This window comes from Micromonospora sp. 067-2 (assembly GCF_046549295.1).
In the GTDB taxonomy this organism is placed as follows: Bacteria; Actinomycetota; Actinomycetes; order Mycobacteriales; family Micromonosporaceae; genus Micromonospora.
Window position 1 is genome coordinate 368,136 of sequence record NZ_JAJPWB010000001.1, and the last position, 25,700, is coordinate 393,835.

General features: G+C 71.8%; 25 protein-coding genes. 18 read left to right on the top strand and 7 right to left on the bottom strand.

What is annotated here, in order from left to right; translation table 11 throughout:
• Positions 1-5 precede the first annotated feature (5 nt).
• From ACLJN9_RS01685 to ACLJN9_RS01730, 10 genes are all read left to right on the top strand, one after another.
• Positions 6-665, top strand: coding sequence for an RNA polymerase sigma factor (locus tag ACLJN9_RS01685; RefSeq protein WP_410809165.1), 660 nt, complete (start codon positions 6-8; stop codon positions 663-665).
• Between the two features lie 16 nt (positions 666-681).
• Positions 682-1,470, top strand: a complete 789-nt coding sequence (locus ACLJN9_RS01690; RefSeq protein ID WP_410809166.1) for a hypothetical protein — start codon at positions 682-684, stop codon at positions 1,468-1,470.
• A 155-nt stretch (positions 1,471-1,625) separates the two neighbouring features.
• A complete protein-coding gene (gene egtA, locus ACLJN9_RS01695) occupies positions 1,626-2,861 on the top strand; it encodes an ergothioneine biosynthesis glutamate--cysteine ligase EgtA (protein WP_410809167.1) in 1,236 nt (411 codons plus the stop codon).
• A gap of 236 nt (positions 2,862-3,097) precedes the next feature.
• Positions 3,098-4,435, top strand: coding sequence for an ergothioneine biosynthesis protein EgtB (egtB, locus tag ACLJN9_RS01700; protein ID WP_410809168.1), 1,338 nt, complete (start codon positions 3,098-3,100; stop codon positions 4,433-4,435).
• Between the two features lie 40 nt (positions 4,436-4,475).
• Complete coding sequence (gene egtC / locus ACLJN9_RS01705) at positions 4,476-5,222, top strand: ergothioneine biosynthesis protein EgtC (protein WP_410809169.1); 747 nt, start codon at positions 4,476-4,478, stop codon at positions 5,220-5,222.
• A gap of 50 nt (positions 5,223-5,272) precedes the next feature.
• Positions 5,273-6,238: an L-histidine N(alpha)-methyltransferase gene (gene egtD, locus ACLJN9_RS01710; RefSeq protein WP_410809170.1), complete on the top strand. Its 966-nt coding sequence runs from the start codon at positions 5,273-5,275 to the stop codon at positions 6,236-6,238.
• Positions 6,239-6,455: 217 nt separating this feature from the next.
• A complete protein-coding gene (locus ACLJN9_RS01715) occupies positions 6,456-7,043 on the top strand; it encodes a TMEM165/GDT1 family protein (protein WP_410809171.1) in 588 nt (195 codons plus the stop codon).
• Between the two features lie 39 nt (positions 7,044-7,082).
• Complete coding sequence (locus ACLJN9_RS01720) at positions 7,083-7,445, top strand: DUF1622 domain-containing protein (protein ID WP_410809172.1); 363 nt, start codon at positions 7,083-7,085, stop codon at positions 7,443-7,445.
• Positions 7,445-7,765 carry a hypothetical protein gene (locus ACLJN9_RS01725; RefSeq protein ID WP_410809173.1) on the top strand — a complete coding sequence of 107 codons (321 nt, stop codon included), beginning with the start codon at positions 7,445-7,447 and terminating at the stop codon, positions 7,763-7,765. The genes ACLJN9_RS01720 and ACLJN9_RS01725 overlap by 1 nt, the downstream gene beginning before the upstream one ends.
• A 4-nt stretch (positions 7,766-7,769) precedes the next feature.
• Positions 7,770-7,967, top strand: a complete 198-nt coding sequence (locus tag ACLJN9_RS01730; RefSeq protein ID WP_410809174.1) for a hypothetical protein — start codon at positions 7,770-7,772, stop codon at positions 7,965-7,967.
• Between the two features lie 49 nt (positions 7,968-8,016).
• On the opposite strand, the gene nhaA is transcribed toward ACLJN9_RS01730, so the two are convergent.
• Complete coding sequence (gene nhaA, locus ACLJN9_RS01735; protein ID WP_410809175.1) at positions 8,017-9,357, bottom strand: Na+/H+ antiporter NhaA; 1,341 nt, start codon at positions 9,355-9,357, stop codon at positions 8,017-8,019.
• Between the two features lie 337 nt (positions 9,358-9,694).
• On the opposite strand from nhaA, the gene ACLJN9_RS01740 reads away from it, so the two are divergent.
• The gene (locus ACLJN9_RS01740; RefSeq protein WP_410809176.1) at positions 9,695-11,155 is read left to right on the top strand and encodes a polysaccharide biosynthesis tyrosine autokinase; all 1,461 of its coding nucleotides are present in this window, start codon (positions 9,695-9,697) and stop codon (positions 11,153-11,155) included.
• Here ACLJN9_RS01740 and ACLJN9_RS01745 read toward each other — a convergent pair.
• A complete protein-coding gene (locus tag ACLJN9_RS01745; RefSeq protein ID WP_410809177.1) occupies positions 11,136-11,690 on the bottom strand; it encodes a low molecular weight phosphatase family protein in 555 nt (184 codons plus the stop codon). The genes ACLJN9_RS01740 and ACLJN9_RS01745 overlap by 20 nt on opposite strands.
• 168 nt (positions 11,691-11,858) lie before the next feature.
• On the opposite strand from ACLJN9_RS01745, the gene ACLJN9_RS01750 reads away from it, so the two are divergent.
• The 4 genes from ACLJN9_RS01750 to ACLJN9_RS01765 all read left to right on the top strand — a co-directional run bounded on the left by ACLJN9_RS01750 (position 11,859) and on the right by ACLJN9_RS01765 (position 17,368).
• The gene (locus tag ACLJN9_RS01750) at positions 11,859-13,106 is read left to right on the top strand and encodes a glycosyltransferase family 4 protein (RefSeq protein WP_410809178.1); all 1,248 of its coding nucleotides are present in this window, start codon (positions 11,859-11,861) and stop codon (positions 13,104-13,106) included.
• Between the two features lie 99 nt (positions 13,107-13,205).
• Positions 13,206-14,993, top strand: a complete 1,788-nt coding sequence (locus ACLJN9_RS01755) for a DUF4012 domain-containing protein (protein ID WP_410809179.1) — start codon at positions 13,206-13,208, stop codon at positions 14,991-14,993.
• Positions 14,994-15,006: 13 nt separating this feature from the next.
• Positions 15,007-15,648, top strand: coding sequence for a hypothetical protein (locus ACLJN9_RS01760; RefSeq protein ID WP_410809180.1), 642 nt, complete (start codon positions 15,007-15,009; stop codon positions 15,646-15,648).
• A gap of 1,162 nt (positions 15,649-16,810) precedes the next feature.
• On the top strand, positions 16,811-17,368 hold the full coding sequence (locus ACLJN9_RS01765) for a hypothetical protein (RefSeq protein WP_410809181.1): 558 nt from the start codon (positions 16,811-16,813) through the stop codon (positions 17,366-17,368).
• 159 nt (positions 17,369-17,527) lie between these two features.
• Here ACLJN9_RS01765 and ACLJN9_RS01770 read toward each other — a convergent pair whose 3' ends face one another.
• Both ACLJN9_RS01770 and ACLJN9_RS01775 read right to left on the bottom strand, forming a co-directional pair.
• Positions 17,528-18,967, bottom strand: coding sequence for an MFS transporter (locus tag ACLJN9_RS01770; protein ID WP_410809182.1), 1,440 nt, complete (start codon positions 18,965-18,967; stop codon positions 17,528-17,530).
• Between the two features lie 83 nt (positions 18,968-19,050).
• The gene (locus tag ACLJN9_RS01775) at positions 19,051-19,287 is read right to left on the bottom strand and encodes a hypothetical protein (RefSeq protein ID WP_410809183.1); all 237 of its coding nucleotides are present in this window, start codon (positions 19,285-19,287) and stop codon (positions 19,051-19,053) included.
• Between the two features lie 158 nt (positions 19,288-19,445).
• Here ACLJN9_RS01775 and ACLJN9_RS01780 point away from each other — a divergent pair, with 158 nt between their 5' ends.
• The gene (locus ACLJN9_RS01780; RefSeq protein WP_410809184.1) at positions 19,446-20,600 is read left to right on the top strand and encodes a geranylgeranyl reductase family protein; all 1,155 of its coding nucleotides are present in this window, start codon (positions 19,446-19,448) and stop codon (positions 20,598-20,600) included.
• Between the two features lie 170 nt (positions 20,601-20,770).
• Positions 20,771-20,950: a hypothetical protein gene (locus tag ACLJN9_RS01785; protein WP_410809185.1), complete on the top strand. Its 180-nt coding sequence runs from the start codon at positions 20,771-20,773 to the stop codon at positions 20,948-20,950.
• Positions 20,951-21,011: 61 nt separating this feature from the next.
• Here ACLJN9_RS01785 and ACLJN9_RS01790 read toward each other — a convergent pair whose 3' ends face one another.
• The 3 genes from ACLJN9_RS01790 to ACLJN9_RS01800 all read right to left on the bottom strand — a co-directional run bounded on the left by ACLJN9_RS01790 (position 21,012) and on the right by ACLJN9_RS01800 (position 23,942).
• Positions 21,012-22,802 (bottom strand): bifunctional metallophosphatase/5'-nucleotidase, encoded by a 1,791-nt coding sequence (locus tag ACLJN9_RS01790; RefSeq protein ID WP_410809186.1) that lies wholly within the window; start codon positions 22,800-22,802, stop codon positions 21,012-21,014.
• A gap of 142 nt (positions 22,803-22,944) precedes the next feature.
• Positions 22,945-23,604, bottom strand: a complete 660-nt coding sequence (locus ACLJN9_RS01795; protein WP_410809187.1) for a nucleotidyl transferase AbiEii/AbiGii toxin family protein — start codon at positions 23,602-23,604, stop codon at positions 22,945-22,947.
• A complete protein-coding gene (locus tag ACLJN9_RS01800; protein WP_410809188.1) occupies positions 23,601-23,942 on the bottom strand; it encodes a hypothetical protein in 342 nt (113 codons plus the stop codon). Before ACLJN9_RS01800 ends, ACLJN9_RS01795 begins: the two co-directional genes overlap by 4 nt.
• Positions 23,943-24,785: 843 nt before the next feature.
• On the opposite strand from ACLJN9_RS01800, the gene ACLJN9_RS01805 reads away from it, so the two are divergent.
• Positions 24,786-25,343 (top strand): hypothetical protein, encoded by a 558-nt coding sequence (locus ACLJN9_RS01805; protein ID WP_410809189.1) that lies wholly within the window; start codon positions 24,786-24,788, stop codon positions 25,341-25,343.
• Positions 25,344-25,700 lie beyond the last annotated feature (357 nt).

Here is a 25,700-nt window from a genome sequence, read left to right on the forward strand (position 1 = left end):
CACGGATGAGCGGCGACCTGTCGGAGGCTGTCACCGCGGCGCAGGCCGGCAACGAGGATGCTTTTCGTCTCCTCTACCGCAGCCTCCAGCCCGGCCTGCTGCGCTATCTGACCGCGCTGGTCGGTGCCGACGCCGAGGACGTCGCATCGGAGACCTGGCTGCAGATATCCCGCGACCTGGCCACCTTCACCGGCGGCGAGTTCCGCGCCTGGACCGTGACCATCGCCCGCAACCGGGCAATGGACCACCTGCGCCGGCTCCGTCGCCGGCCATCGTCGCCGGTGCCCGTGCAGACGCTCGACGAGTTGCCGGGCGACGCGGACACCGCCGAGCGGGCCGGCGAGACGCTCGGCACCGAGCAGGCCCTGGCACTGATCGCCACCCTTCCTCCCCGGGAGGCCGAGGCGGTTCTCCTGCGGGCGGTGATCGGCCTGGACGCGGAGTCGGCCGGTCAGGTGCTGGGCCGCCGGGCCGGTGCCGTCCGGACCGCCGCGCATCGGGGCCTGCGGCGGCTCGCCGCGCTCCTGGAACGACAGGGCACGGCCGTGACGCCGGTCTCCGGGAAGGGCGTGGCGCCTCCGGTCGGTGTGGAGCCGACGTCGCCGCTCCGTCCGCGCCCGGGTCGGTCCCGTCGGACGTCGCACGCCGAGCCGGCGGACGGCTGACGTGAGGGGATTCCGGATGAACCCGTACCGGCCGGACCGGCGGGGGGACGCTGTCGAGACCGAACGACTGCTCGACGCGACCCGCGCCGCCCAGCCCGTCGGGACGGGCGCCGAGTCGGCCGAGGTGCGAACGACCGTTCCCGCCGCCGACCCGGTGGCCCGGCTGCTCGCCGCGGCGGCGGGTCCGGCCCGCCCGGGGGAGCTGACCGGCGAGGAGGCCGCGCTGGCCGGGTTCCGGGCCACCCGGGTCACACCGGCGTCCACCGCCCCGGGCCGGCCGCATCGCCGCCGGATGACAACCGGCGTGATGGCCTGGATCGGCGCACTGGCGGCCACCGCCACCGCCGGAGGCGCCTTCGCCGCGGTCGGCCTGGACCGGGCACCGGAGCTGCCTCCGGCGCCGGCGCACACCAGCCCGTCGTCCACCCCCACCCGGGTCGACGAGAGCCCGTCCGGCGACCGCACCGCGGCACCCAGCCGGTCGGCGCCGCCGCAACCGCCTTCGGCGTCCAGCACCCCGTCGGCCACTGGCACACCGCCCACCGGTGCATCCCCCGCCGGCACACCCTCCACCGGTACGGCGCCGGCCGGGAAGCTGCATGGGCAGTGCCGGGCATGGCTGGCCAAGAATCCCCGGCAGCGGGAGAAGGCGCTGCGTACGCCTGGCTTCCAGGACCTGGTGACCGCCGCTGGTGGCGCCGACGAGGTCGAGGCGTACTGCCGGCGGCTGGTGCCTGACGCGGTGCCGACCACATCGCCGAAGGTCACGCCGTCGCCGACCGGCGGGCCCGCCGCCCTGGGGTGAGGGTAGGGTCGCCGGGCGGTTCGTTCCCGCGTGCACCGGGAAATAGGTCTGTTAGACAGGGACTGGTGGCCCCGTTGACGCCCCGACGGTGTCGGGGGATCGGTCTACGGTGGCACAGTGTTCCGGAGCCGGCGTACGGAGAGGGGCCCCGACCCGTGGTGACGTCACCCGAGCTGGACCGCAGCGTCATTCTGCACGAGTCGGCCGCCGCAGGCCGGCACCTCGCCGGGATCTGCTTCAAGACCGGCCCACCCACCCACACCGGCGTCGAACTCGAATGGACCGTGCACGACGTCGCCGACCCCGCCCGACCAATCGACCCGGCGCGTCTGCGGGCGGCGCTGGGGCGACACACCCCCGTCACGCTGGACGCCACCAGCCCGGCCGAGCCGCTGCGATACGGCGGCGCGGTGACCGTGGAGCCGGGTGGCCAGGTGGAGATCTCGACCCCGCCGCGTCCCTCGGTCGCCGCGCTGATCCAGGCCACCGAGGCTGATATCGCCCAGGTCACCGACCTGCTGGCCGCCGGCGGGCTGATTCTCGGTCGCAGTGGCATCGACCCGCACCGCCGGCCCCGCCCGGTGGTGGACACCCCCCGCTACCGCGCGATGCGCGTCGCCTTCGACCGGCGAGGTCCGGCCGGCCGGACCATGATGTTCAGCACCGCCGGCCTGCAGGTGTGCCTCGACGCCGGCGAGCCCGACCAGGTCGCCGCCCGGTGGGCCGCGGCACACGCGGTCGGCCCGCCACTGCTCGCCGCGTTCGCCTCCGCCAACCGGCACGCCGGCAGGTCCACCGGCTGGGCCTCCGCCCGGATGGCCGCCTGGCTGGCCATCGATCCGGCCCGCACCCGACCGGTCTGGGCGGCCAGCCGCAACGACGAGGACCCGAGCGCCGCCTGGACCCGGTACGTGCTCGACGCGCCGCTGCTCTGCGTGCGTCGGCGCGGCCCGGACTGGACCGCGCCGCCCGGTGTGACCTTCGCCGACTGGCTGCACGGCGCGCTGCCCAGCCCGCCCACCACCGACGACCTCGACTACCACGTCAGCACCCTCTTTCCGCCGGTGCGACCGCGCGGCTACCTGGAGCTGCGCTACCTGGACACCCAGCCCGGCCCCACCTGGCGGCTTCCGCTGGCGGTGCTGACCGCGCTGTTCGCCGATCCGGGCACCGTCCGCTCGGCGTACGAGATCGGGGCGCCGGTGGCGCACCGCTGGTCGGGCGCGGCCCGGCGCGGCCTGGCCGACGCGGAGCTCGCTGCCGCCGCGGCGGCGCTGCTCGACCTGGCCCTGACGAACCTGCCCCGGTTGGACCTGCCGGACGGCATCCACGACGAGATCCAGCGAGGCGTGCGGCGTCGGCTGACCGCCGCGGAAAGGGGCGACCGGTGAGCGCGAGGAGTGAGCCGGGGTTGCGAGCCCCGCAGTCGCGAGCGGAGGGCGGTGCGGTGAGCGCGAGGAGTGAGCCGGGGTTGCGAGCCCCGCAGTCGCGAGCGGAGGGCGATGCGGTGAGCGCGAGGAGTGAGCCGGGGTTGCGAGCCCCGCAGTCGCGAGCGGAGGGCGGTGCGGTGAGCGCGAGGAGTGAGCCGGGGTTGCGAGCCCCGCAGTCGCGAGCAAAGGTCGATGCGGTGAGCGCGAGCACGACGGCGCAGACCGACGGGGAGCGGCTGCGCGGCAGGATCGCGGCGGAGCTGGCGCGGGCCCGGTCCCGCACGGCGCTGCTGACCGAGGCGGTCGACGACGCCGACCTGATGCGCCAGCATTCTCCGCTGATGTCGCCCCTGGTCTGGGACCTGGCGCACGTCGGCAACCAGGAGGAGCTCTGGCTGGTCCGCGACGTCGGCGGCCGCGAGCCCGTCCGGTGCGACATCGACGAGCTGTACGACGCGTTCAAGCAGCCGCGACGGGACCGGCCCGCGCTGCCTCTGCTGGCGCCGGCCGAGGCGCGCGCCTACCTGGGCACCGTGCGGGACAAGGTGCACGACCTGCTCGACGCGGTCAGCTTCACCGACCGGCCGCTGGTCGCCGACGGGTTCGCCTTCGGCATGATCGTCCAGCACGAGCAGCAGCACGACGAGACGATGCTCGCCACCCACCAGCTGCGCTCGGGGCCGGCGGTGCTGCACGCGCCGCCGCCGCCGGAGCCGACCGCCCGGGTCGGTGGCGAGGTGCTGGTGCCGGCCGGGGAGTTCAGCATGGGCACCGACACCGACCCGTGGGCGCTGGACAACGAGCGCCCTGCGCGCCGCGTCGACCTCCCGGCGTACGTCATCGACGCCGCCCCGGTCACCAACGCCGAGTACGAGGCGTTCATCGCCGAAGGCGGCTACTCCGACCCGCGCTGGTGGAGCCCCGAGGGATGGTCGCACCGACTCCAGGAGCAGCTCAGCGCGCCGATGCACTGGCGCCGCGACGGTGACGGCTGGGCGTACCGGCGCTTCGGCCGGTGGGATCGGGTGCGCGCCGACGAGCCGGTGGTGCACGTGTGCGCCTACGAGGCGCAGGCGTACGCGGCGTGGGCTGGTAAGCGCCTGCCGACCGAGGCGGAGTGGGAGAAGGCGGCCCGCTGGGATCCGGCGACCGGGAGGTCCCGCCGCTACCCGTGGGGCGACGACGACCCGACCGAGGCCCACGCCAACCTGGACCAGCGCCACCTGCGGCCGGCGCCGGTCGGGGCGTACCCGGCGGGCGCCTCGCCGCTGGGTGTGCACCAGCTCATCGGCGATGTCTGGGAGTGGACCTCGACCGTCTTCGACGGGCATCCCGGCTTCACGGCCTTCCCCTACCGGGAATACTCGGAGGTCTTCTTCGGCGCCGACCACCTCGTGCTGCGTGGTGGCTCGTTCGGCACGGACCGGGCCGCCTGCCGGAGCACCTTCCGGAACTGGGACTATCCGATCCGACGGCAGATCTTCAGCGGCTTCCGCTGCGCCCGCGACGCCAGCGCGGACGAGTCGCACCGGTGAGCCGCCGCGCGGCCGGCGGGCCGGCGGGCGGAGTGCGCTGATGTGTCGCCATCTCGCCTATCTGGGGCCGCCGGTCACCCTGGCCGAGGTGCTGTTCGACCCGCCGTACTCCCTGGTGCGGCAGTCGTGGGCGCCCCGCGACATGCGCGGCGGTGGCACGATCAACGCCGACGGTTTCGGCGTCGGCTGGTATCCGGGCGACGGCGACCCGGTGCGCTACCGGCGGGCCCAGCCGATCTGGGGTGACCCGACGATCGCGCAGCTCGCGGCGGTGACCCGGGCGGGCGCGCTGCTCGCGGCGGTGCGGTCGGCCACCGTCGGGATGGCGGTGCTCGACGGTGCCGCCGCGCCGTTCGCCGAGGGCCGGTGGCTGTTCAGCCACAACGGGGTGGTGCGCGGCTGGCCGGACGCCGTGGTGCCGCTCGCCGCCGGCCTGCCGGTGCGCGACCTGCTCACCCTGGACGCCGCCACCGACTCGGCCCTGCTGTGGGCGCTGGTCCGGCAGCGGCTGCGCGACGGCGCCGATCCGGCCGAGGCGGTCGCGCGGACGGTGGCCGACGTCGCCGCGGCGGCTCCCGGGTCACGGCTCAACCTGCTGCTCACCGACGGGCACACGGCGGTGGCCAGCGTGGCCGGGCACGCGCTGTCGGTGCGCGCGGCGGCGGGCTCCGTGCTGCTCGCCTCCGAGCCGCACGACGACGACCCCGGGTGGCGGCCGGTGCCGGAGGGGCACCTGGTCACCGCCACGGCGAGCGAGGTGCGGGTGAGCCCGCTGCCGACCCGGTGAGCCGCACCGGTCAGGCGCACGACGATGGACAGAGCAGAGAGGACACGAGAATGACCGCGGAGCCGCTGGAGATCTACCTCGAGGAGCGGGACCTGCAGCGAGGTCTGCGCGAGGACGCTCGGGCCGGGCTGAGCGCCGACGAGAAGTGGCTTCCACCGAAGTGGTTCTACGACGCTCGGGGCAGCGAGTTGTTCGAGGCGATCACCCGGTTGCCGGAGTATTACCCGACCCGGGCCGAGCGCGCCGTGCTGGCCGAGCGCGCCCCCGACATCGCGGCGCTGACCGGGGCCAAGACCCTGATCGAGCTGGGCTCCGGCTCATCGGAGAAGACTCGCCTGCTGCTGGACGCCTTCACCCGTCAGGGGGGTCTGGGCACCTTCGTCCCGCTCGACGTGTCGGTCAGCGCGTTGCTGGGGTCCACGGCGGAAATCGCCGCCGACTATCCGGAGCTGCGGGTCCGGGGCATCGTCGGGGACTTCACCCGGCAGTTGGACCTGCTGCCCACCGGCGGCCGCCGGCTGGTGGTGTTCCTCGGTGGCACCATCGGCAATCTCCTGCCGGCAGAGCGGGCCGAGTTCCTGGCCGAGATGCGCGCCGCGCTGGAGGTCAACGACTGGCTGCTGCTCGGCACCGACCTGGTCAAGGACCCGTCGGTGATCGTGCCGGCGTACGACGACGCGGCGGGCGTGACGGCGGAGTTCAACCGCAACGTGCTGCACGTGATCAATCGCGAGTTGGGCGCCGACTTCGACCCGGACGCGTTCGAGCACGTCGCCCTCTGGGACCCGGCCCACGAGTGGATCGAGATGCGGTTGCGGGCGACCCGGGCGATGCGGGTACGGGTGTTGGACCTGACCGTCGAGTTCGCCCCGGGTGAGGACCTGCGCACGGAGGTGTCGGCGAAGTTCCGACCTGCCGGGATCGCGGCCGAGTTGGCCGAGGCGGATTTCACCGCGAGTGAGTTCTGGACCGACCCGGACGGTTTGTTCGGGGTCACGCTGGCGCAGGCGCGGTGAGCCTGTCCACCCACCTCGACCGGCCGGCCCGATGATCGGTTAGGCTGGTCGCGCGAAGGGGAGTAGCCCCCAATGTCGTGGTCGACATACTGGTGCGTACCGCACCCGGCCACGCGGCCCCGGTTCCTCGGGGCGGGCGAGACCTTCGACCCAGGCTGTGGAGCCGGGTCGAGGGCGCCTCTTTCCCTCCTCCCGGCATGAGAACGGGAAGGACGTCATGGAGGGATTCCTCGCCGCGCTGGTGGTCAGCTTCGGCGTCATCTTCGTCGCCGAACTCGGGGACAAGAGTCAGCTGATGGCGCTGACCTTCGCCACCCGGTTCCGGACGATGCCGGTGCTCATCGGCATCACGGTCGCCACGGCGGTGGTTCATTTGGCGTCGGTCGCCATCGGCACGGGTCTGGGCGCCGTGCTGCCCACCGACTGGATCTCCCTGGTGGCCGGGGTGGCGTTCCTCGGCTTCGGCGCGTGGACGCTGCGCGGGGACACGCTCACCGAGCAGGAGAAGCGCAAGGCCGAGAAGACGAGCAAGACCGCGATCGTCGCGGTGTCGGTGGCGTTCTTCCTGGCGGAGTTGGGCGACAAGACGATGCTCGCCACGATCACCCTGGCGACCAAGTACGGCTGGTTCGGCACCTGGCTCGGCTCGACCGTCGGCATGGTGGCCGCGGACGCGTTGGCCATTCTGGTCGGCCGTCTGCTGGGCCGTCGGCTGCCGGAGAGGACGATCAGGTACGGCGCCGCGGTGCTGTTCGCCATCTCCGGCCTCTGGTTGATCCTGGAGGCGGTGAGCGAGCTGACCTGAGGGCCGACTACCCGCACCGGTGGCGGGTAACGGCCCTGGGTGGCACCGGCGGAACTGCTGCGCCACGGCGACGAGGTGCTGGTCGCCGTGGTGGAGGTCGCTGGCGCCGTGGTGATCTTCGTCGGCGCGGTCTGGGCGGCGGTGCGGTTCCTGGTCGAAGGGCTGCGACACCGCACCGCCGCCGTCTTCAACCCGATCCGGCTCACCCTGGGCCGGTTCCTGACCCTCGGCCTGGAGTTCCAGCTCGCCGCCGATGTGCTGCGCACCGCCGTGTCCCCGTCGTTCACCCAGATCGGTCAGCTGGCCGCGATCGCCACGATCCGGACGGCGTTGAACTACTTCCTGGGCCGGGAGATCCGTCAGGAGCAGCGGCAGGTGGCCGAGGGGGAGTCCCGGTCGTGATGGCTGCCCTGGTGACGGCGGTCACCGCGCTGGCACTGACGGCGGGGTTGGTCACCGTCCTCACCACCGGGGCCGTCCGTACCGCGATCCGGGTCCTGCTGGACCTGCTGACCGCGGCCGGCCTGCTCCGGCTCGCCGGTGGGCCGGGTTGGACCGACCTGGCCAGCGCGGCGGCGATCGTCGCGCTGCGTCAGTTGCTCGGTGCCGCCTTGGGCGGGGCAGCGCCCTGGTCACGCCGACAATCTGCGCCGCCCTGCGCCACGGACGGCCACCACCTACCGTTGGCGGTACCAGGCAGAACAGGCGAAAGCGGGAGATGACCAGATGAGCCGGCACGACGAACCGAACGAGTACGGCTATTCCGGCGGTGCCACCGCTCCCGAGCCGCCGACCGGCGGGAAGCCCGACGAGCAGGACCTCGCCGAGGAGGTGGCGGTGCCCGGCGACGACCTCACCGCACCGGCGACCGACGCGTTGGCCGACGAGTCCGAGAAGCGGCGGGACACCGGTCGCGGGCGTTGACGAGCGCGACGCCGAGCAGGTGTCGGCCGGTCCCGCGCGGTCACGGTGATCAGCTGTCGCCTCCGCGCTGGTAGATGTCGGGCACACCGTCGCCGTCGGCGTCCAGCCGCTCGCGCTGCGCCACCCGGCGGTACACGGCGTTGCGCCGGATCAGCACGGGTGCGGCCAGCCCGGCGGAGATCATTGAGCCGACCAGCACGGCGGCCTTGACCCGGTCGTCGGCTGTGCTGCCCGCACCGAAGGCCAGGTCGCCGATGAGCAGTGCGACGGTGAAACCGACACCGGCCAGCAGTGCGATCCCGAGCAGGTCGGCCCAGCTGATGTCCTCGTCCAGTTCGGCGCGGGTGAACCGGGCCAGCAGGAAGGTCGACCCGAAGATGCCGATGCTCTTGCCGAAGACCAGGCCGGCGGCGATGGCGATCACCACCGGGTCGGTCACCAGGGCACCCAGGTCGGTGCCGCGCAGCCTTACCCCGGCGGCGAACAGGGCGAAGATCGGCACCGCGAAGCCGGCCGACACCGGCCTCCAGCGGTGCTCCAGGTGTGCGGCGAGGCCGCCCGCGCCCCCGCTGCCGGTCGGCGCGGTGCCCGCCCGTTGGCGGCCGGCCAGGACCGGCACGGTGAAACCCAGCAGGACGCCGGCCACCGTGGCGTGGACGCCGGAGGCGTGCACCAGGGCCCAGGCGGCGGTCGCGAGTGGGATCAACACCCACCACCGGGTACGCCCGCGCTGCACCAGCAGGGCGAAGAGCCCGATCGGCGCCAGCGCGGCGAGCAGCGGCACGGGATCGAAGTTCGCCGTGTAGAACACCGCGATGATGGTGATCGCGAACAGGTCGTCGACAACGGCGAGGGTGAGCAGGAAGGCGCGCAGGCCCTGGGGCAGGTGCGAGTTCACCACCGCGAGCACGGCCAGCGCGAAGGCGATGTCGGTGGCGGTCGGGATCGCCCAACCGCGTAGCCCCTGCCCGCCCGTCGTGAGGACCACCGCCGCGTAGATCAGCGCGGGCAGCAGCATCCCGCCGAGGGCGGCGACGACCGGCAGCGCGGCGCGCCGCGGGTGCCGGAGTTCACCGGCGACGAACTCCCGCTTGAGCTCCAGGCCCACCACGAAGAAGAAGATGGCCAGCAGGCCGTCCGCGGCCCAGGAGGCCAGGTCCAGATCGAGGTGCCAGCGCGTCCCGCCGGGCCACGGCACCCAGTGACCGAGACGGGTGTACGAGTCGACCCACGGGGAGTTCGCCCAGATCAGCGCCAGCACGGCGCCGACCAGGAGCAGGGCGCCACCGACGGTCTCGGTGCGCAGCACGTCGGCCAGGTGGCGCGCCTCCGGCCATGAGGATCGCGAGAAGAGCCGTGGCCGGTCGGGCTGCGGGGTGCGGTCGGTCATCGGCGGCGTTCACCTCGGGGTGTCGGGACGGCAGGGGACCACCCGCCGACCAGACTTCCCGGCACACCGTTGCCGACCCTACCCGGGCTGCCCGGTCGCGGCGGCCGCAGGCCCGATCGGACGCTGCCCGATCGGCTGTCGACTTTTCCTCGATGTCGCCGCTGCCGATCGGGCGTTTCTCGGGTTGGTCATTCGAGCGCACATGTTTGCCGCCGAAAATACGCAACTCGGGACATAACCCGCATGAACCGCTTTAATGGTTTCACGAGTTTAAGACGACCTTGGGGGTTTTCGTGAAGTTTTTTGGCGTAACCGGACAGGTACGGGGGCGTGCCTGATGGACCTGCTCCGCCAATTGCGCCACGTGCGACGGCACTGGTGGGTTCCGCTGGTCACGGTCATGGTGGCCCTGGGCGTCGCGGCGTTCCTGACCGTACGGGCCCAACCCCGGTACGTCGCCTCGGTGACCTTCTTCGTCACCACCCCCAACCAGGGTGTCACCGACGCCTACCAGGGTGGACTCTTCCTTCAGCAGCGCGTCAAGTCCTACGCCGACCTGCTCAGCAGCGACCGTCTGGCCCAGAGCGTCGTAGCGGAGAACCCGGTCGGGCTCACCGCCGACGAGGTGCAGCGTCGGGTGAGCACTTCCACCGAGACGGGCACGGTCCTCCTGCGCGCGTCGGTCACCGACACCGACCCGACCCGCGCGTTGCGGGTGACCGAGACGCTCGCCACGAAGTTCGTCGAGCTCGTGCAGAGGGTCGAGACCCCGCCCGAAGGCAAGGCGCCGATCAAGATCGAGGTGGTCAGCGGTCCCCGGGTCAGCGCCAGCCCCGTGTCGCCGAAGCCGGTGCGGAACCTCACCCTCGGTGGCCTGATCGGCCTGTTGCTCGGCGTCGGCCTGGCGATCCTGCGTGGCGTGGCCGACATCCGGCTGCGCGACGCCGCCGGCCTGCAGAGGGCCACCGGCAGTCCGTTGCTCGGTGAGATCCCGTTCGAGAGCAGCGCCCGTACCGCACCGCTGATCATCGGCGACGCCGCGACCTCGGCGCGCGCCGAGGCCGTTCGCAAGCTGCGCACCAACCTGCGCTTCGTGGACGTGCACGAACCGGCCCGCGTCATCGCCGTCACCAGCGCCCTGCAGGGCGAGGGCAAGACCACGCTCTCCTGCAACCTGGCCATCGCGCTCGCCGAGGCGGGCTGGCGGGTGCTGCTGGTCGACGCGGACCTGCGTCGGCCCAAGGTCGACGAGTACCTGGGTCTGGACGCCGGGGTCGGCCTCACCGACGTTCTGGTCGGCGACGTGCAGGTCGGCGACGTGGTGCAGCGCTGGGGGGACAAGTCCCTGCTGGTGCTGCCGAGCGGCTCCGCCCCGCCCAACCCGAGCGAGTTGCTCGGCTCCAAGGCGATGGCGGACCTGCTGTTGGCGCTGCGCGAGTCGGCGGACATCGTGATCATCGACACCGCGCCGCTGCTCGCGGTGACCGACGGTGTGGTGGTGGCCGTGCAGGCCGACGGTGCGCTGCTGGTGAGCCAGCAGGGCCGTACCTCACGGACCCAGGTGGCCGCGGCGGCCCGCTCCCTGCACTCCGTCTCGGTCCGGTTGCTCGGCTGTGTGCTCAACATGGCCAAGGTGGCCAAGGCCGAGGCGTACCAGTACGAGGCCTACCGGGTGGTGACCTCCACGGCGAAGCCCTCGGCGCCGGCGGAGCGGGCCACGTCCGCCCGGCACAGCGAGGACACTCAGACCAACGGCGTCAGCGACCGTACGCAGGAACTCACCCGGTTGCCCCGATGAGCGCGGCGAGGGGTCGCAGCGAGCGTTCGATCTCCTCGGCGCAACGTCGAAAGTCGGCGGCGGTGCCGCCGATCGGGTCCGGTAGGTCGTCCGCATCCCCGGCGGCGGGTTGCAGTCGCCCCCGGGCGTGGGCGGCGGCGGCGACCGCGGCCCGCAGCGGGTCGTCCGCCGATCCGTCGGGAGGCTCCGCCGCGGCGGCCAGCCGGCCGAACTGGCGCAGAGTGAACGTCCGGTGCAGCGCGGCCGGCGTCAGCGCGGTGCACACCGAGCGCTGGCGCCGGGTCGCGGTCAACACCAGCGTCGCGTCGGCCAGATACTCGGGACGCAACCTCCGGCTGCGGAACGCCGCCGGCTCCGCGCCGCTCTCGGTCGCGATCTCCATGGCGTACGGGTGCATGCCCAGCCCGTCCACCGCGTCGGTCCCGGCGCTCACCACGACCACCGGCCGATCGGCGAGCATCCGGCGCGCCAGGTACTCGGCCATCGGCGATCGGCACAGGTTGGCGTGGCAGACGAACAACACGTGGTCGGCCATCGGGGCCCCTCTCGTCGGTACGGACGCCAGCGGCCGCACCGCCGGGGCGGTGCGTCGGCGCCGGCGGCCGCGCAGGGAGGGGTTGTCGGCATCGTACGCGGAGCGGGTGCCCGCTCGCCGTGCTGCCGCGCCGACGGACGCCGATCGGCAGTGGACGGCGGTGACGAGGTGAGGATCGGCATCCTGTCCTACCATTTTCCGCCCGAGCCGGCGTTCATCCCGGGCAGCCTCGCGGAGGAGCTGGCCGCGCGTGGGCACGAGGTCCGGGTGCTCACCGGATTTCCGGACTATCCCGGTGGTCACGTCTACCCGGGCTGGCGGCAGCGCTGGCACCACCAGACGCACAGTGAACGGCTGACCGTCCGGCGGGTGCCGCGGTACTCCGGCCGTCCCGGGTCCACCGGCGTCCGGATGGCCAGCTACCTCTCCTTCGCCGGCAGCGCGACGCTGGCCGCGCGCCGGTTCCTGGGCGACGTGGACGCGCTCTACGTCTTTCAACTGCCGGCCACCACGTTCGCCACTGCCGGTGTGCTCCGGCTGCTCGGGCGGGTACCGGCGGTGCTGCATGTGCAGGACGTCTGGGCACGCGACGGTGCCGACGAGGCCGGCGACGGGCGCTGGGCGGCGCGGATGAGCACCGCGATGACCCGGATCTACCGGTCCGCGGCGCTCGTCGCCGTCGCCGCCCCGTCGATGCGGGATCTGGTCGTCGCCGCCGGCGCCGACCCGGCCCGGGTCCGACTGGTGCTGAACTGGACCGACGAGCGGATCTTCCACCCGGCGACGCCGGGCGCGGCGGCCCGCGAGCTGGTCCGCCGCGACGGTCGGTGCGTGGTGATGCACGCCGGCACCATCGGCGCCCGGCAGGGTCTGGAGACGGCCGTACGGGCCGCAGCGGCGCTGGATCGGACCATGGAACTGGTCCTGGTCGGTTCGGGCTCGGACGAGCGGCGGGTGCGGGGGCTCGCCGCGGAGCTGGGTGCCGAGAACGTCCGCTTTCTGGAGCGGCGGTCTCCGGTCGACATGCCCGAGCTGTACGCCGCGGCCGACTACCAGCTGGTCATGCTGCGCGACCTCCCGGAGCTGCGCGGCACGGTGCCCGGCAAGCTGCAGGCCGCACTCTCCTGCGCGGCACCGGTGGTGGCCTCGGCCGGCGGGGACACCGCCGAACTGGTCGAACGTGCCCGAGCCGGCCTGTCCTGCCAGCCGGAGGACTGGGCCGCGCTGGCAGACCGGTTCTGGTTGGCCGCCACCATCCCGTCGGCGACGCGCGTCGAGATGGGTCGCCGGGGCCGGGAGGCGTACCTCCGGGAGATGTCGCTGCCGGCCGGGGTGGACCGGGTGGAGCGGCTGCTCCATGAGGCGGCGGGTCGTTTCGCTGAGCCCGCCGCCGAGCCGCGAGGCGACCTCACGTAACGGACGAGAAATGCCATAACGGTACGAGCTTCGCTGATGCGTGCTAAGAACGTCAGGGATATCGGGCCTTCTGTCCGAATCCAGGATCGGGAGTGTGGTGTGACGGAGGTAAGCGAACGACCGCGCCGGCGGCGAAGCCGTTCCCGGCGTCGCCGGCGGACCCGACTGCGCCGCGCCCTCCTTGGCGCCCTGGTGGTCGGCTCGCTGCTGCTGGCGACCGGCGGATGGATCGGCTTCCGTGGCTGGCAGGCGCGAACCCACCTGCTCAACGCCGCCGGCCTGGCCCGCGAGTTGAGTTCCCAGGTGATCGGCGGAGACAGCGACCGTGCCCTGCGCACCCTCGCCGCACTACAGGAGCAGTCCGGTGCGGCCCGGGCCGCGACCGCCGACCCGGGCTGGCAGGTCGCCCGGCGTACCCCGATCGCCGGCGACGACCTCGACGCGGTCCGGCGGATCGCCGAGGCCATCGACGATCTGGCCCGCCAGGCGTTCCCGGCGCTGCTGCGCACCGACCTGACCAGCCTGGTGCCCGCCGAGGGCCGATTGGACCTGACCCGGCTCAGCGCGGTCTCCGGCGAGCTGTCCCGAGTCGACGACGCGGTGCAGCGCACCCGCCGGGACCTGGCGACGGTACCCGCCGACCATCTGGTGAGTCAGATCCGGCAGGCGCTGGGCGACCTGCGCGGCGAGATCGACCGACTGGCCAGCCTCACCTCGGCGGCCGACCAGGGCGCGCGGCTGCTGCCGCCGCTGCTCGGCGCGAGCGGCCCGCGGCGGTACCTGCTGGTGTCGCAGAACCCGGCCGAACTGCGCGCCACCGGTGGCATGTTCGGCGCGTACGCGATGATCGAGGCCGACAACGGCACGGTCCGGATGGGCAAGCAGGGCAGCAGTGCCTCGCTCGGCCAGTTCACCCCGCCGCTGAAGGTGCCCGCTGAGACCCGGGCCCTCTGGACCGACCTGCCCGGCATCTATCCCGCCGACGTCAATCTGACCCCGCACTTTCCGACCGCGGCCGCGCTGTACCGGGAGATGTTCCGCCGCAAGACCGGCACCACCGTCGACGGTGTGCTCGCCGTGGACCCGGTGGTGCTGTCCTACCTGCTCAAGGCCACCGGCCCGGTCATGGTGCCCGGCGGCGTCCCGCTGGCCAGCGAAAAGGTCGTCCAGACCCTGCTCAACGAGACCTACCAACGGCTGGACACCGAGCAGCAGGACGAGTTCTTCGCGGCATCCGCCGCCGCGGTCTTTGACGCCTTCTTCAAGAAGAATGTCAACTCGAAGGTGTTGTTGTCCGCATTTGACCGTGCTATCACTGAACGCCGGATATTGTTCTGGAGTGCCCGACCGGAAGAACAACGGACCATCGGCGACAGCCGGATGGCCGGGACGCTTCCGGAGCAGGACACCGTGCCGACAGTCGGTGTGTTCCTCAACGACGGCAGCGGCGCGAAGCTCGGCTACTACCTGCGGCCGGCGGCAAACCTGATGGTCGGCGAGTGCCGACCGGACGGCCGCCGTGAGCTACGGCTGCGGGTGACCCTGCGCTCCACCGCGCCGAAGTCCGGTCTCACCAAGTCGGTCCTCGGCCTCGGCCTGGCGGGTGACCCGTACACCGCTCGCACGTTGGTGTCGGTCTACAGCCCGGCTGGCGGGAGCGTGCTCGGTGCCCGGCTCGACGGGACGGAGACCCCGCTGGGCAGCGGCACCGAACGACGTCGGCAGGTCGCCACGGCCAACGTCGAGGTGGGCCCCGGCGCCGAGCGGGCGTTGGAGGTGACGGTCCTGACCGCCAGGACCAGTGTCGGGCAGGCCGAGTTGCGGCTGACCCCCACCGCCAGCCCGTGGACCACTCAAGTTCATTCCGCACCAAGCTGTGACCAGTAGGAGGGAACCAATCATGCGGCTATCCCGCATCATCATGGCGCTCACGGTCGGCCTGGCCGTGGTGGCCGTGCCGACTGCGGCGGGGGCGGCGCAGCCGCAGCCGCAGCCGACGCCGACGATCACGGGCGCGCCTCAACCGCCGCCGTACTCGCCTCAGCAGGCATCGCTGACGCTGAGCCGGACGACCATCGTGCTGGGCGAACCGGTGACGCTGATCGGAACCAACTTCGGCCCGAACGAGACCGTCGACATCGTGGTCACGGTCAACCCGCTCGCGTCCGCCCGGCTCGACGGTCAGTCGGCACGGCGCAGCGACGGTTCGACGGTCGCGCTGGCCGCGGTCGCGTTCCAGCGAGCCGCCGCGTTCAACCTGACGGCGACGACCGACGCCAGTGGACGCTTCGAGTTGACCTACCGCCCCGAGACGGAGGGGAGGTTCGTGTTCAACGCCACCGGCCGTGAATCGGGTCGTACCGGCACCGCGACGCTGACAGTCCTGCGCAACGCGCCGCAGCCTCCGCCGCTGCCCGTCACCGGCAGCAGCCTCGACACGCCCATGAAGGTCGGCGGTGGCCTGGTCGGTGCTGGCGCGCTCATGCTCCTGCTGACCCTGGGCTGGCGTCGCCGCCAGCGCTTCAGCGGAGCCGCGCACTGATCCGTACCGTCACCGGGCAGTGCCCGGATGCACCTCAGGCTGGCGCTCGTCGGAACGACTCCGACGGGCGCCAGCCCTTCTGTGATCGCGTCTCCTGGTCGTGGGGTCAGACGGTTGGTGGGGTTAGGTGGTCGGTGTCGGTGTCGGTGTCGGTGTCGGGTTCGTGGGGGGTGGGGTGGGGCCCGCCGTGCCCGGCTCCGGGCGGTCAGGCTTGATCCCTGCGCCGGGCACGGCGGGCCCCACCCCGGTCGGTGGTCGCCGTCGTGCGTGTGTGGCGCGCCTGCCCGTTGTCGGTTGATGGTCGCCGTCGTGCGTGTGTGGCGCGCCTGTCCGTCGTCGGTTGGTGGTCGCCGTTAGTGCGTGTGTGGCGCGCCTGCCGTTCCTGGTCGGTGGTCGCCGTCTTCGGGCCTGCCCAGCCCGCTGGTTGAGTGCGGCGGGTGCTCGGGTGCTCGGGTGCTCGGGTGTTCGGGTGTTCGGGGCGGGGTGACTGTGCTCGGCGTCGGGAGTCGGTCCGGTGGCGGTCGCTGCGGTGTGTGTGATGCCTGTGTGGCATAAATATGCCTGGGTGGCATCACGGGTTTTGTCGACTCCGATCGGATTGCGTCCCGGTGCGGTGGTCGATCCGGCGTCGAGTGAGTCGATCACCGGCAGGTCGGCGCGTGACGCCCGCCTGATCAGGCGGCCTGACCAATGATGTCGGGTTTGCGATGCTCTGGGGTATGGTCGGGCGCACTCGCCGGCCGGAATGATGGCTGGCCGGGGGTCGTTACATACCCTGACGATCGCAGCACCACGGCCCGCCTACGGCTCGCCTGCCTGACCGGTCACCGGTTGGAATGCTGGCCCCCGCCCGGTCGTTACCGTCCCCACGAACGACCCCCCGATCACCGCCTGGATGAGGGTGGCGACGGGATGGGCCACCCCCGGAATGACGGCGGCCCGCCGGTCGTTACATCTGGACCCGCCGCCACGAGCCCTCTCGGAGGCCGCCGACCCCGGCGCCACGAGCCGCCCGCCCGTAGGTCGCCGACCCCGACGCCGAGCCACCGTAGGCGTCGACCCCCCCCGAAGACTTTCCTATGCGCCCGGACGAGGTGCTCGCACCCGGCTCGCCGTTCCCCCTTGGCGGTTGGGTGTCCTTACCCCCGAAGGAGCTTCCCCCATGAACACGATCATGCGTAAGAGTGTGCTGTCTGTTGCTGGTCTCGCGTTCGCCGGTGGTGTGTTCGCCGGTCCGGTCGCCGCCCACGCCGCCACCCCGGTCGACGGCAAGCCCGTCGCGGTCGCGGTGCAGGCCCCGAAGCCTCAGGGTGACCAGTCGCGGATCGCCCTGAACGGTGAGCAGACCGGTAACGCCAAGGCGATCATCGCCGCCACGAAGAAGGCCGGTCTGCCCGAGCGGGCCGCGGTCATCTCGATCGCCACCAGCCTGCAGGAGTCGAAGTTGGACAACCTGGGCCACCTGGGTGACGCCAACGACCACGACTCGCTGGGCCTGTTCCAGCAGCGCCCGTCCTCTGGTTGGGGCACGCCGGAGCAGATCACCGACCCGGCCTACTCCACCACCGCGTTCCTGAAGGGCCTGCGGCAGGTCGACGGGTGGCAGGACATGGCGTTGACCGACGCCGCGCAGACCGTGCAGGTCTCGGCGTACCCGGATGCGTACGCCCAGTGGGAGCAGCAGGCCACCGACCTGGTGCACCAGCACTGGAACAGCTGACCCACCACAGCACCACCGCGTGACGCTGGCCGGCACCCGTTACGGGTGCCGGCCAGCGGTCAATCTTGGACAGTTTCCGTTATCCGCTAACGGTAACTGTCCAAGATTTCGAGGGATGACTGACGAGTCAGCGGTGGCCACGGTGTACCCCCGGGATGTTCATTCGGGGTGTCTGTGGGTGCGCAGGATGTCGATCAGCGCGGCGATCAGTGCCAGGGCGATGATCCCGGTCGCCAGCAGAAGTGACTGTTCGAACGCCTTGGTCCAGTTGCCCCGGTTGTCGGCCAGCGAGGAGAAGAACGTCGAGCCGACGGCGGCGATGCCGGCCGCGGCGCCGATCCGTTGGCCGGTCTGGAGCATGCCGGCGCCGCTGCCCGCCTGGGATACCGGGACCTGGGCGAGGGTGAGCGTCTGGTTGGGGGCGATCACCAGCCCGCTGCCGAGGCCCGCGAGGAGCAGCGGGCCGGCGGCGACCCAGGGCGCAGGTGCGTCGGGCGCGAGGCGCAGTGCGACCACTGTTCCAGCCAACCCGATCACCACGGCGAGCAGACCGATGGCGACCAGTGGCCGGCCGAAGCGGTTGACGATCCGTCCGCCGAGCACGGCGGTGGCCGCCGAACCGAGGGCGAACGGTGTGATGGCCAGGCCGGCGACGAGCGCGCTGTAGCCGAGGCCGTTCTGCAGGAACAGGGTGAAGATGAAGAAGATCGCGGTGAAGCCGCCGAAGTAGACCAGCGCGACGAGCGACCCCAGGGTGTACGACTGGAAGCTGAACAGACCCAGGTCGAAAAGCGGTTCACTGCGCCGGCCGTACCACCGCTCCCAGAGCCCGAAGGCGACGAGCACGGCGAGACCAGCCGGTATGAGTGCCCACTTCCACGGGGTGTGCCACTGCTGCTCCTGCACCAGCGGCAGCAGGATCAGCAGTACGCCCACGCCGAGCAGCACCACGCCGACCGGGTCGAGCCGGCGCCGGCTCGGCTGGCCCTCGGGGCGGCCGGGCAGCAGCCGCCAGCCGAGGATCGCGGCGACGATGCCGACCGGCACGTTGACGAAGAACACCCACCGCCAACCATGCTCCTCGCCGCCGATGGCGATGAGCAGCCCGCCGAGCAGTGGCCCGACGGCGGTGGAGATACCGATGGTGGCGCCGAGGATCCCGAACGGGCGGGCCCGTTCGGGCCCGCGGAACAGCTCCTGGATCAGCCCGATGACCTGGGGGTTCACGATTCCCGCCGCCGCGCCCTGCAACAGTCGCGCGGCGACCAGCCACGTCGGGGAGGTGGCCAGGCCGGCGAGTGCGCTGGTCGCGGTGAACAGGGCGATGCCGAAGACGAACGCGTTGCGTCGTCCGCGGGCGTCACCGAAGCGGCCGGCCGGCACCAGTACCAGGCCGAAGGTGAGCGCGTACCCGGAGAGCACCCACTGCAGGTCGCTCGGGGAGGCGTGCAGCGCACGGTCGATGGACGGCACCGCGACGTTGACGATGCTCACGTCGAGCAGCGTCATGAAGGCGGCGACCAACCCGACACCGACGCCCTGCCAGCGTCGCCGATTCTCCGCCGCGTCGATGGGCCGCGGCGCCTGGCCCGCGCTCATCGAGCCCCCCGTTGACTGTTGATCACGCATTGCTCACCGCTACCCCGCAAGCGGGGGGCGAATCGTCGCGGGTGGTTCCGTGATCACGCCATCTGGCGGGCGCAGAACCGTGGACCGAAGTCGAGACCCGCCATCGGGGAGTCCTCGCGGTGCAGCAGGCCCTTCTCGGTGAGCTGATGCAGCGGTGTCTCCACCTGCTCCTCGTTCAGGCCGGACTCCTCGGCGATGAGGTCCGGGTAGGGGACCTGTCCGCGGGCCTCGAGTGCGGTGACCGCCTGGTACACCCGTTGCTCGACCTCCGACAGTTGCACCTGCTGCATGATCTCCTCCTTCATTCGTCCGCCCTTTGCGCAGACGGTTGCGCCGCGTCGGTTACCCCCTGGGTGACCGAAGATGCCCACTCGATCGGGGGGTCGGGTCAGGCGCGCGCGACGTACCGTCCGGGGCCGCCGGGCGGGGTGTGCCATAGGCTGCACCCGTGATCGTCTGGGATCTCGTCGTCGTCGGCGCCGGCCCCGCCGGGCTCTCCGCGGCGCACGTCGCCGCCCGTGCCGGCCTCCGCACCCTTGTCGTCGAGCGGGCCGCGCACCCGCGGTACAAGACCTGCGGCGGTGGCCTCATCGGCACGTCGCTGGCCGCGGTGCGGGACCGGATCGAGGTGCCCGCGCACGACCGGGTGGAACGGGTGACGTTTACCCGGGACGGCCGCCGGGAGTTCACCCGTCGGCACGACGGTCCGGTGGTGACCATGGTGCGCCGCGAGGAGTTCGACGACCGGCTGCGCGCGGCGGCGGTCGCCGCGGGGGCGCAGGTGCGTGAGCGGGTGGCGGTCCGCGCGATCGAACAGGACCCCGAGGTCGTACGCCTGCGGCTGGCCGACGGTACGACGCTGGCGGCGCGTTCGGTGGTGGGTGCGGACGGCTCCTCAGGGGTGACCGCCCGGCACGTGGGGGTCCGATACCGGCAGGTGGACCTGGGGTTGGAGCTGGAGCTGCCGGTGCCGCCCGCCGAGCAGGAGCGGTGGCGGGGGCGGCTGCTGCTGGACTGGGGCGCGATGCCGGGCTCGTACGGGTGGGTCTTTCCCAAGGGCGACCGGTTGACGGTCGGCGTGATCGCTGGCCGGGGCGCGGGGGAGGGGACCCGGGACTATCTGCGCCGGTTCGTCGACCGGTTGGGCCTGACCGGACTGCCGGCGGAGCACGACTCCGGTCACCTGACCCGCTGCCGTGAAGAGGATTCGCCGCTGCGGCACGGTCGGGTGCTGGTCGTCGGTGACGCGGCCGGGTTGCTCGAGCCGTGGAGCCGGGAGGGCATCAGCTATGCGCTGCGCTCCGGCGAGTTGGCCGGGGCGGCGGTCGCCGAGGGCGATCTGGCTGGGTACGAACGGGCGGTGGCCGAGCGACTGGTGCCGTCGATGCGGGCGGGGTACCGACTGCTGGATCTGTTCACCCGCCGCCCGGAGCTGTTCCACGCCCTGTTGGCGACTCCGCCGGGGTGGAGGATGTTCGTCCAGTTCTGTCAGGGCCGAGCGAGCTTCGACGAGATGATGGAACGCCGGCCGATCCGGGCGGCGCTCGCGGTGTTGGACCGGCTGCCCGCCGCACGCCGACCGGCCACGCCGGCTCGCCGCTGATCCGTCGACTCGCCCGCCACCTTCCCTGATCGCGTCCTCTGAGAAACCACCATTCACCCAGGATCCTAGGATGCCTTAGGCGAGGTGCGCGTCCTCTCCGCTGGCCCCGTTCGACCACTGGTGCGCTCGGCCACATCGCCGGACAATGACCGCAGAGCAGGGGGGTGCCGATGATCGAGCAGCCGTTCACCGATGACGAGTACGCGTTCCTGCGCCACGTCCGGTTCGGGGAGATGCCACCCGGTGTCCGCCCCGACGAGCGGGTCGAGCTGACAGAGACCGAAGCACGGCCTGACCGACCCGAGCCGTACGACGACCCGGTCCAGTGGGCACTGCGTTCCGGCGGTTGAGAACGCGCGACGGGCCGCAGGTGTCGCCACCCACGGCCCGTCGGAGAGCTGGTTCTCCTGGTCAGAAGACCGGCACGCCCTCGCGTACCAGTCGCCAGTTGGCCTGGAAGAAGTCGGCCGGGTCGATCGTCCCCCTGGCCTGCGCCCAGTCGATGAGCAGCTGACGGATCTCCTGCTGCGCGTTGTAGACCTGGGTCTTCACGATGCCGGGGAAGTTGCCGCCGCCGCTGCGCCGGTAGTTGTTCACCGCCACCACGAACTGCGCGTTGTCCGGCACCGGGGTGTCGGTGCCGGTCAGCACCAGTCGGGTGATCCGCTGCCCGACCGGCTTGGAGATGTCGATGTCGTAGTCCAGGCCGGAGATGACGTCGTAGTTGTAGTCCGGCACCGCGGGGTCACTGATCTGCTCCGGGTCGACCGGGGCGCCCGGTGCAACGGTGCGGAAGTACTTCGCCGAGTACTCCAGGTACGCGCGCACCTCGGCGCCACTGAGCACGACCGCCTCGAGGGTGTTGTCGTACACGTACAGGCCGGCCACATCGCGGATCTTGACGTCACCGGCGGGGAAGACCGCGGTCCGGCTGAACGGTGCCGCGATCGACAGCACAGGCAGGTCCGCGTACGCGGTGCCGGCCAGAGCCGCGCCGACCACCTCGGTCTGCACGTGGTTGATGAAGTCCAGGATGGGGGTGTCCCGGTAGCGGGACTCCGCCGCCGACAACTCCACCGTGGACTGCGCGACCACCTGGTTGACGTACGCCACGGTCTTCTGGTGTTGGGCCCGCACGGCGGCGAGCACCTTCGGGTCCTCGACCACCGTGTTGGTGTTCAGCATGGTGGCGGTCTTCTTGGTGATCGTCCACCGGCCGCGCTCGCGCGTCAGGGCGAAGTCCATCCGCGTCAACCGTTGACCCCACTTCGACGGCTCGGAGAGCAGCACCTGGGCGCCGGTCCGCTCGTTGGTGACGAACTTCTCGACGACCTCGTTGTGCGCGTGACCGAAGAGGATCGCGTCGATACCGGACACCTGCTGGGCGATCAGCGCGGTGGGGTTCTCGTTGGGCAGCTCCGGGCCGTAGCTGGAGGTGCCGCTGTCGCCGCCGTGCGCGGAGATCAGCACGATGTCCGCGCCCCGCGCCCGCATGATCGGCACGTACCTGGCTGCGGTCGCGATCATGTCGTCGAACCGCAGGCGGCCCTCGACGTTGCCCTTGTCCCAGATGGCAACGCCAGGGTTGGTCAGGCCGAGGATGCCGACCCGCAGGGTCGGCGCGCCGAAACCGAGCGAGACCTTCTTGATGACGTACGGCAGGAAGGCCGGCTTGCCGGTCTTGGCGTTGACCGCGTTGGCGGCCAGCGCCGGGAACCCGAGCTGCCGGATCCACAGGTCCAGCAGGGGCAGGCCGTAGTTGAACTCGTGGTTGCCCAGCGTCACCGCGTCGTAGTCGATGACGTTCATGGCCCGGGCCATCGGGTGCTTCTCCCCGGTGGCGGTGATCGGTTCCTGCTTGGCGTAGTAGGTGGCCAGCGGCGTGCCCTGGATGGTGTCGCCGGCGTCCAGCACCAGCGTCGCCTTGCCGCGTCGCTCACGGCGGATCTGGTTGATGAGGGTGGCCAGCTTCGCCACGCCGACGTCGTTGTGCTTGCTGTCGTCGTACTCCGCGTCGCGGTAGTAGTCCCAGTTGTAGACGTTGCCGTGAGTGTCCGATGTGCCGAGAAGCGTGAGGTCCCAGGTGCGTGACCGGGCCGCGCCGGCCGCCTGCGCGGGCGCGGCGGCGATCAGCGGGGCGGTCGCCGCAGCAGCCGCGGCGACGAGCACCTGGCGACGCGACGGGCCGGAGGGAGAGGTCATGACGTGCCTTTCCATGGGGGTGGACGCGCTTCGTGGGCGCCTCGCGCACCATAACCAGACGCCGTCACCACCGCCACGTCAGCCCCAGTTGTTGTCGCAGATTCCATCGGGCCGAAAGTCAGCGACCGGGGGACGTTGCGGGTCAGCGCGGCCAGTCGGCCATTCGCTCGCGCACCCGTGCGACGTCAGGTGGGTCCAGGCCGTAGCGGCCGAAGCGTTGATCGGGCAGCCGGTCCAGGTAGCGTCCGGCGGCCCGGACGTCCGCCGGATCCAGCGCCGGGTCGACCTGCCGGGCCAGCACCAGCAGCTCGGTCACGTCGTAGTGCTCCAGGGCCGCCGCCACATCGATGAAGTCACGGACCTCCCGCCGGTTGACCAGCGCCGCGATCTTGTTGGCCACCAGGTCGCGGACGTCCATCACCGGGCCGAGGTCCATCACCACCGGGCTCTGCTGACGGTCGAGCCGGGCCAGACTGAGCCGGATCTGCCGCCCGTCGCGGCTCACCACGAAGTCCTTCATGTCCCGGCCGTACCCGTCGAACAGCTCGGCGAGGTCACTGTCCGGGTCGGCGTCACTGACGGTGAACCCGGCCCGCTCCAGCGCGGCACGCACCCCGGCGGACGCCGCAGCCGCGGCGCCCTCCACGTCGGCGAACAGATCGACGTCCTCCGTCGGGCGTGCCACCAGGCCGTGCGCCGCCCAGGCCACGCCACCGCCCAGGACGAACCGGTACGGCCCCGCCGCGGCCAGCGCCACCCGGGCAACCTCACGGTAGAAGTCGTGCAGGTGCGGTGCGGTCACGCCGCGCGCAGGCCGCGGTGCCGGCTCTCCCACGCCTGGCGTACGCCCCGAGGCAGGTTGAGGTGCCGCCACACCCGCCGCAGAGTCCGCCCGTTGATCAGGACGCGCAGATCCTCGGCTCGGGTGGTCTCTCGCAGCACGTTCTCGTACATCCAGAGCAGGTCGTCGGGGTCGCCCAGGTCGAAGGTGCGCTCGGCGTTCCACATCAGCCGTACCGGTAGCTCCACCAGACCGTGGGTGGGACCGGCCAGCTCGGCGATCGTCCGCGCCACCACGGCCGGACGACCCGGGCGGGCCAGAAGGGCCACGCCGGTCGCGGTGGGAGAGGCGGCAGACATGTGCCCAGCGTAACGCCCGCCGGTGCCGATGTCGCTCAGGACGTTCCCCAACGCCGCCGCCACCCGACCTGCCGCCACCCGGCCCCGCCCACACCGAGCCTCAACCCGGCCTCTGTCTCCAACCAACCCGCCTGGACCCAGACCCGTGGTGTCGTCGTGGGTGAGACGTCGGGTTTGTGCTGGCGGGTGCGCCTGCCGTGCCGTCGGTTGGTGCCGCGATGCCGTCTGGTCGCTCTCTGGCGGTGGTCTGCTTGCTTGATCGACGCGGGGTGTCCCGATGTCGGGATAGCCCGCGTGGCCGGATAACCCGACATTGCTGATGCCGTGTCGGTCATGGCGTGGATGGCCGATCTGCCCCCGTAGTGCCCGGTCATCTGGTGCGTTACACCCGATTTGAGAGGTTTGGCGTGTGGCCGGGCGCACTCGCCGGGCGGAATGGTGACTGGCCGGGGGTCGTTACATACCCTGACGATCGCAGCACCACGGCTCGCCGGCCTGACCGGTCTCTGGTTGGAATGCTGGCCCCCGCCCGGTCGTTACCGTCCCCACGAACGACCCCCCGATCACCGCCTGGATGAGGGTGGCGACGGGATGGGCCACCCCCGGAATGACGGCGGCCCGCCGGTCGTTACATCTGGACCCGGCGCCACGAGCCCTCTCGGAGGCCGCCGACCCCGGCGCCACGAGCCGCCCGCCCGTAGGTCGCCGACCCCGACGCTGAGCCGCCGGAGGCGTCGACCCCCCCGAAGACTTTTTCTGATGCGCCCGGACGAGGTGCTCGCACCCGGCTCGCCGTTCCCCCCTTGGCGGTTGGGTGTTCTTACCCCCGAAGGAGCTTTCCCCATGAACACGATCATGCGTAAGAGTGTGTTGTCTGTTGCTGGTCTGGCGTTCGCCGGTGGTGTGTTCGCCGGTCCGGTCGCCGCGCACGCCGCCACCCCGGTCGACACGAAGCCCGTCGCGGTCGCGGTGCAGGCCCCGAAGCCGCAGGGTGAGCAGTCCCGGATCGCGCTGAATGGTGAGCAGACCGGTAACGCCAAGGCGATCATCGCCGCGACGAAGAAGGCCGGCCTGCCCGAGCGGGCCGCGGTCATCTCGATCGCCACCAGCCTGCAGGAGTCGAAGTTGGACAACCTGGGCCACCTCGGTGACGCCAACGACCACGACTCGCTGGGCCTGTTCCAGCAGCGCCCGTCCAGTGGTTGGGGCACCCCGGAGCAGATCACCGACCCGGCCTACTCCACCACCGCGTTCCTCAAGGGCCTGCGGCAGGTCGACGGGTGGCAGGACATGGCGCTGACCGACGCCGCGCAGACCGTGCAGGTCTCGGCGTACCCGGACGCGTATGCCCAGTGGGAGCAGCAGGCCACCGACCTCGTGCACCAGCACTGGAACAGCTGACCCACCCAGCACCACCGCACCACCGCAGCACCGCACCACCGCGTGAAACCGATCGCTGGCCGGCACCCGAGACGGGTGCCGGCCAGCGGTGTCGCGGCGGCGGCGGGAGATCTTGGACTGTTACCGTTTTTGGTGGACGGTAAGTGTCCAAGATCTGGGTGGCTGGTCGGGAACAGGGTGGGGCGTGGGCCTGTTACACCCCATGTCGGTGTGATCCAGTGTCCCCGGGCCTCACCTATATTGCCGTCGCGGAACACCGTTCGGCTGGAGCCGCGTCGCGCCACTCGCCGAGAGGCGACCTGCACACCGACACCAGCGCCGCCCCTGGCCCAACCGCCGGGGGCGGCGCTGTCTCTT